We start from the raw sequence: 3419 nt of genomic DNA on the forward strand, positions 1-3419 counted from the left end.
GTGGCCGCGCCGGTCAGGGCCAACTGCTGAAGGAGTATGGCCGACCCGTCGTCGAGCAGATGGGCGTCGTCGACGAACACCACCAGCCGCTGCCCCCCCGCGCCATCGACGACCGCCCGGACATAGCGTCGCAGCAACTCACCATGGTCCTCTCGGGAGAAGCGATCACTGCCTTCGTCAGGCGGCAGAAACGACGCGAACGCTCCGAACGGCAATCGCCGCGATGCCCGGGTCGCGGTCGTGCGGGCCAGCGACAACCCGCGTTCGTGGGCCGCCTCCACGCCGGTCATGGCCAATGTGGTCTTGCCCACACCGGGCGATCCGGTGATCACCGCCCCCCGCCGCGCCACCACGGCGGCAGTCAAGCGAGCCAGCTCTTCGCGCCGACCGACCAGCGGCCACGAATCCACGCTTCGAGCGTACGCAGCGGACCGAGCCGGACCAGCCGTTCGCGCCGAGCATTCAGTAGTCGCTACTGAGGACCGATCGTTTCGGTTGTAGTGCGATGGATCTGTCACGCTTCCCAGACGTCAACCGCTGACCGGGCAACCGAGAAGGAGCGTTCGATGGCCAAGGTTCTCTACACCGCGCACGCACACGTCACCGGCGGGCGCGAGGGTCACGCTCGAACCGCCGACGGCGAGCTGGAGGTGGACCTGCGCACACCCAAGGAAATGGGTGGCGCCGGCGGAGGGACAAACCCCGAGGAGCTTTTCGTCGTTGGGTACGCGGCTAGTTTCAGCAGCACTCTGGGCGTTCTTGCCCGACGTCGTCGCCTCGATGCCGGTGACATCACGGTCGACTCGGCGATGAGTCTCCTGCCTGCCGTCGACGGAAGTTTCCAACTCGCCGCCACCCTCGACGTCACGCTGCCGTCAATCGGCAATCGGGAAACGGCCGCCCAGCTCGTGCGAGAAGCGCATCAGGAGTGCCCGTACTCCAATGCCACGCGCGGCAACATCGACGTCGAGATTCTGCTCGAGGGCGAGCCGGTCAACAGTCACCGCCGCGAAGCCCAGGAGTGATCATGAGGTTCGCGGACCGTGTCTTCGCGGTGACTGGTGGCGGCGCGGGCATCGGCGAAGCGACTGTGAGGAAGCTGGCCGAGGACGGCGCCAATGTCGTCATCGCTGATCTCGACGATCAGGCTGGCAACCAGCTGGCCACCGAAGTCACAGCCGCCAGTGGCCACGCCGCATTTGTGCACATTGATGTGAGCGAAGAGCCCGATGCCGATGCCCTCGTCCGGTTCGCCCTGGATACCTTCGGCCGATTTGACGGGGCGGTGAACAACGCAGGAGTTGGCCAGCGCGCGCCCAGGCGTATCCATGAACTGGACACCGGGGCGTGGGACCGCGTTCATGCCATCGACCTTCGAGGCCTGTTCTTTTGCGTGCGCGCCGAACTCACCCACTTCCTCAGCTCGGGCGGCGGCGTGATCGTGAACCTAGCGTCGGCGGCGGGACTGAAAGCCGAACCAGGACTTGGGGCCTATGTCGCGGCCAAACACGGCGTGATCGGCCTGACCAAGTCAGCGGCAATCGAGTACGCCGCCGACAACATCCGGGTCAACGCGGTGGCCCCAGGGAGAGTGGCGACGGCCGGGCTGTCCCGCTCCATTTCCGGAGATGCTCCAAAGCTATATGCGGCACGGCAGCCCGGGGGCCGGGCGGCTCAGCCCGCGGAGGTCGCCAACGCCATTGCCTGGCTGCTCTCCGATGAGGCGTCCTTCGTCTCCGGCGATACGTTGCTCGTGGACGCGGCACTGGCACAAAATTAGTGTTTACTCGACAGATGCCGCAAGTGCCGCTGGCTCATTGCGCCTGATCTGATCGGCACGGCCCGGTCCGTGGCAGGCGAAATGTCATTCGGCGCTAGCTACGTTCAGCTGGGCTCACGGAGTGGGAGGCCGGCAGCGCGATAGATCGCATCGATGACGGTCATGTTCTCCACTGAGTCTGCGGGCGGCGTCTTCACCGGTTCGCCCGCGTAGCACTGCAGCGGCGAAAGCGTCGAGCTGATATGCGTAGGACCCGCGATCTGGAGAGCCTCGAAGAGCGAGTTGGCTGCCGGCCAGCGCGACGGTGAGTTCGGCGAAAGCCCGAATCGCTGTACGGGTCGGTGAAGATGTGGGCTCACCTGCGTCGCGAGGGCATCCCGGTGGCCAAGTCCACCGTGGAACGCCTCATGCGCCGCCACGGCTGGCAGGGCGTGCGTCGGCAGAAGTCGGTGCACACCACGATCGCCGACCCCGCAGCTGAACGGGCACCAGACCTGGTGGACCGCCAGTTCCGGGTGCCCACACCCAATACCTTGGTCGTGGCCGACTTCACCTACGTCAAGCTCGTCACCGGCACGTTCGTCTACGTCGCGTTCGTCATCGACGCCTACGCCGGGGCGATCATCGGGTGGGAAGCCGCCAGCGCCAAGCAGACCCGGTTCGTGGAGTCCGCGATCCGACAGGCCGCTGCACTGCGCGCCCGGCAAGGCCATCGGATCGACGGCGCCATACACCACTCCGACGCCGGATCTCAGGGCGGATTCAACCTGTCGTCGCAACACCGTGCCGTGAACCTGAGTGTAGTTGGTCGGCAAGCACTTCCGCCGGTGTTCTCCACCCGAGTGTCTTGCGGGGCCGGTTGTTGAGTGCATCGGCCACCGCTTGAACTTCTCTGCGATCGTAGCGAGCGAGGTCCGTGCCTTTCGGAAAGTATTGCCGCAGCAGCCCATTGGTGTTCTCGTTCGTCCCTCGTTGCCACGGACTGTAGGGATCGCAGAAGTAGACTGCGATTCCGGTGGCTGCAGTCAATTCGGCATGACGTGCGAGTTCCTTACCTCGGTCCCACGTCACCGACCTGCGCAGATGCTCCGGCAACGGTGTAAGCGCCACCGCGAGCGCGTCGCGAACGGATTCCGATCGATACCCCGATAACGCCGGCCCGTTCTTGACCACCGGAGCGGTACCGTAGCCGTCCTTACGCGGCAGATGTAGCAGCGCCGTGAACCGGCTGGTCCGCTCGACGAGGGTACCGACCGCAGAGCGGTTGAGGCTGATGATCAAATCACCCTCCGTAAGACTGTTGATGGCCCAGGAGAGCCGGGTGTGGCTGAAATCGCCTTGCGCTGTGGTCGCTTACTGGGAATGTTCGCCCGGCTCTCCGGGGTGCCCTGGCTGCTAATTGAGATCTGCGCTCGGTCGCTTGGTTACGGACGCGTCAGCGGGGTGTTCCACGGGCCGTTGTCAGCACCTAGACCAACGGACGGAGCAAGCGTGACCGCACAACGAGACATCGCCTGGGTCGGCATCGACGTCGGCAAGACCCACCACTGGGCCTGCATGGTGGATGCCGAAGGCAAGAAGTTGTTGTCGATCAAGGTCGCCAACGACGAGGCCGACATACTGGCACTCATCACCAGTG

At 65.0% G+C, this 3419-nt stretch carries 4 protein-coding genes and 2 pseudogenes; 4 read left to right on the forward strand and 2 right to left on the reverse strand.

The window, feature by feature from the left end; genetic code table 11:
- On the reverse strand, positions 1-410 hold a 410-nt coding region (locus QOC69_RS07060; protein WP_526437754.1), incomplete at its 3' end, for an AAA family ATPase.
- 156 nt (positions 411-566) lie between these two features.
- On the opposite strand from QOC69_RS07060, the gene QOC69_RS07065 reads away from it, so the two are divergent.
- From QOC69_RS07065 to QOC69_RS07075, 3 genes and pseudogenes are all read left to right on the forward strand, one after another.
- On the forward strand, positions 567-1025 hold the full coding sequence (locus QOC69_RS07065; RefSeq protein WP_526437756.1) for an organic hydroperoxide resistance protein: 459 nt from the start codon (positions 567-569) through the stop codon (positions 1023-1025).
- 2 nt (positions 1026-1027) lie between these two features.
- Positions 1028-1780, forward strand: a complete 753-nt coding sequence (locus tag QOC69_RS07070; RefSeq protein ID WP_526437758.1) for an SDR family NAD(P)-dependent oxidoreductase — start codon at positions 1028-1030, stop codon at positions 1778-1780.
- A gap of 306 nt (positions 1781-2086) precedes the next feature.
- A pseudogene (locus tag QOC69_RS07075) lies at positions 2087-2535 on the forward strand (DDE-type integrase/transposase/recombinase); the annotation flags it as partial.
- A gap of 7 nt (positions 2536-2542) precedes the next feature.
- Here the strand turns inward: QOC69_RS07075 and QOC69_RS07080 are convergent.
- Positions 2543-3070, reverse strand: a pseudogene (locus QOC69_RS07080) (IS30 family transposase); the annotation flags it as partial.
- A gap of 72 nt (positions 3071-3142) precedes the next feature.
- Here QOC69_RS07080 and QOC69_RS07085 point away from each other — a divergent pair.
- The coding region (locus QOC69_RS07085) for an IS110 family transposase (RefSeq protein WP_526437760.1) at positions 3143-3419 on the forward strand (277 nt) is incomplete at its 3' end.

This window comes from Mycobacterium sp., assembly GCF_032162105.1.
In the GTDB taxonomy this organism is placed as follows: domain Bacteria; phylum Actinomycetota; class Actinomycetes; order Mycobacteriales; family Mycobacteriaceae; genus Mycobacterium.